General features: G+C 54.7%; 2 rRNA genes. Both read left to right on the top strand.

Features of this window, described 5'->3' with window-relative positions:
• The first annotated feature begins 13 nt into the window (after positions 1–13).
• Positions 14–2,937, top strand: a 23S ribosomal RNA gene (locus tag Q368_RS0112160).
• A 45-nt stretch (positions 2,938–2,982) separates the two neighbouring features.
• Positions 2,983–3,097: ribosomal RNA gene (rrf, locus tag Q368_RS0112165) — 5S ribosomal RNA — on the top strand.
• Position 3,098 lies beyond the last annotated feature (1 nt).

Below are 3,098 nucleotides of genomic sequence, written 5' to 3' on the forward strand. Positions count from 1 at the left end.
ATTTATTGGCAAAAGCCAAGTAATTAAGGGCAATCGGTGGATGCCTTGGCGCTGAGAGGCGATGAAGGACGCGGTAGGCGGCGATACGCACCGGGGAGCAGCCATACGTGCTTTGATCCGGTGATTTCCGAATGGGGAAACCCAACGGGAGTTATGTCCCGTTATCCCTTGGCCGAATACATAGGCCTCGGGAAGCGAACGCGGGGAAGTGAAACATCTCAGTACCCGCAGGAGAAGAAATCAAGCGAGATTCCCAAAGTAGCGGCGAGCGAAATGGGAAGAGCCCAAACCGGGCGCATCCGTGCGTCCGGGGTTGTAGGGCCTCCATCAAGTGATCCATGATTAGGCAGGGGAAGCGTCTGGGAAGGCGCGCCGTAGAGGGTGAAAGCCCCGTACCTGAAACCGAAAGTGGCACTGGAGGTACCTGAGTACCACGAGACACGTGAAATCTCGTGGGAATCCGGGAGGACCATCTTCCAAGGCTAAATACTCCTCAGCGACCGATAGTGTACCAGTACCGTGAGGGAAAGGTGAAAAGAACCCCTGTGAGGGGAGTGAAACGAGAACCTGAAACCGATTGCCTACAAGCGGTTCGAGCCGGACTTGTCCGGTGAGAGCGTGCCTTTTGCATAATGAGCCAGCGAGTTTCCTTGTCGTGCGAGGTTAAGGCTAAACTGCCGGAGCCGCAGCGAAAGCGAGTCTGAATAGGGCGAAAAGTACGGCGAGGAAGACCCGAAACCGGGTGATCTATCCATGAGCAGGTTGAAGCTCGGGTAAAACCGAGTGGAGGACCGAACCCATATGGGCTGAAAACCATTGGGATGACTTGTGGATAGGGGTGAAAGGCTAATCAAACTCGGTGATAGCTGGTTCTCCCCGAAATATATTGAGGTATAGCCTCGGATAGGAAACACGGAGGTAGAGCACTGAAAGGGCTAGGGGCCCCACCAGGTTACCAAACCCTATCAAACTCCGAATGCCGTGTTTTTATTGTCCGGGAGTCAGACTCTGGGTGCGAAGGTCCAGGGTCGAGAGGGTAAGAGCCCAGATCGACGGCTAAGGTTCCCAAATCCATGCTCAGTGGGAAAGGAAGTGGGACCGCTCTGACAGCCAGGAGGTTGGCTTAGAAGCAGCCATCCTTTAAAGAAAGCGTAATAGCTCACTGGTCTAGTGGTCCTGCGCCGAAAATGTAACGGAGCTAAGCATGGTACCGAAGCCTCGGGTCCATCTTCGGATGGACGGTAGGGGAGCGTTCCCAGACGGGATGAAGGCAGGTTGTAAAGCCTGCTGGACTAATGGGAAGTGATAATGCTGGCATAAGTAACGATAAAACGGGTGTGAAACCCGTTCGCCGTAAGCCCAAGGTTTCCTGGGTAAAGTTAATCTTCCCAGGGTGAGTCGGTCCCTAAGGCGAGGCCGAAAGGCGTAGCTGATGGAAAACAGGTTAATATTCCTGTACCTGTTCGCGTGTGCGATGGAGGGACGCAGGAAGGTAGGTCAGCCGGCCGTTGGATGTGCCGGTGCAAGCGTGTAGGCTTGAGGGGTAGGCAAATCCGCCCTTCTTTAAGGCCGAGACGTGATGCCGTGTCGTAAGGCTGAAGTGACTAATCCTATGCTGCCGAGAAAAGCTTCTAAGTTTAGCGCGATCAGACCGTACCGCAAACCAACTCAGGTGGGCGGGGAGAGTATCCCAAGGCGCTTGAGAGAACTCTGGTTAAGGAACTCGGCAAAATGACCCCGTAACTTCGGGATAAGGGGTGCCCCCTCGAGTGAAGTACTTGCTACGTAAGCTCAGGGGGGCCGCAGTGAAATGGTGGTGGCGACTGTTTACTAAAAACACAGGTCTGTGCGAAGTCGTAAGACGACGTATACGGACTGACGCCTGCCCGGTGCCGGAAGGTTAAGGGGTGGAGTCAGCGCAAGCGAAGCTCTAAACCGAAGCCCCGGTAAACGGCGGCCGTAACTATAACGGTCCTAAGGTAGCGAAATTCCTTGTCGGGTAAGTTCCGACCTGCACGAATGGCGTAACGATCTCCACGCTGTCTCAACCAGAGACTCAGTGAAATTGATGTGGCGGTGAAAATGCCGTCTACCCGCGGAAAGACGGAAAGACCCTGTGCACCTTTACTACAGCTTGACATTGAAGCTTGGGCAACCGTGTGTAGGATAGGTGGGAGGCTGTGAAACCGGCGCGCTAGCGTCGGCGGAGCCAACCTTGAAATACCACCCTCGGTTGTTTAAGCTTCTAACCCGATGCCGTCATCCGGCTCGGGGACATTGTCTGGCGGGTAGTTTGACTGGGGCGGTCGCCTCCCAAAAAGTAACGGAGGCATGCAAAGGTTCCCTCAGGCTGATTGGAAACCAGCCGTCGAGTGCAAAGGCATAAGGGAGCTTGACTGCGAGAGAGACATCTCGACCAGGCACGAAAGTGGGCCTTAGTGATCCGGTGGTCCCGAATGGAAGGGCCATCGCTCAATGGATAAAAGGTACGCCGGGGATAACAGGCTGATCGCATCCAAGAGTTCACATCGACGATGCGGTTTGGCACCTCGATGTCGGCTCATCACATCCTGGGGCTGGAGCAGGTCCCAAGGGTTCGGCTGTTCGCCGATTAAAGTGGTACGCGAGCTGGGTTTAAAACGTCGTGAGACAGTTTGGTCCCTATCTTCCGTGGGCGCTGGAGAATTGAGAGGGGTTGTCCCTAGTACGAGAGGACCGGGATGAACGAACCTCTGGTGTTCCTGTTGTCGCGCCAGCGGCATCGCAGGGTAGCTACGTTCGGAAGGGATAACCGCTGAAAGCATCTAAGCGGGAAGCCCGCCTCAAGACGAGTTCTCCCTGAAGGACCCAGGTAGACTACCTGGTTGATAGGCTGGATGTGCAAGTGCAGCAATGCGCTCAGCAAACCAGTACTAATAGTCCGTTCGACTTGATTTTTGCCATCCAAACAATCCCATCCCTTATTTTAACTTATACATTTGTCCTGGTGGTCAAAGAGGAGGGGGTACACCCGACCCCATTCCGAACTCGGAAGTTAAGCCCTCCTTCGCCGATGATACTGCGTACTCGTGCGTGGGAAAGTAGGTCGCCGCCAGGGC

This window comes from Solidesulfovibrio alcoholivorans DSM 5433 (genome assembly GCF_000702665.1).
Taxonomy (GTDB): Bacteria; Desulfobacterota; Desulfovibrionia; order Desulfovibrionales; family Desulfovibrionaceae; genus Solidesulfovibrio; species Solidesulfovibrio alcoholivorans.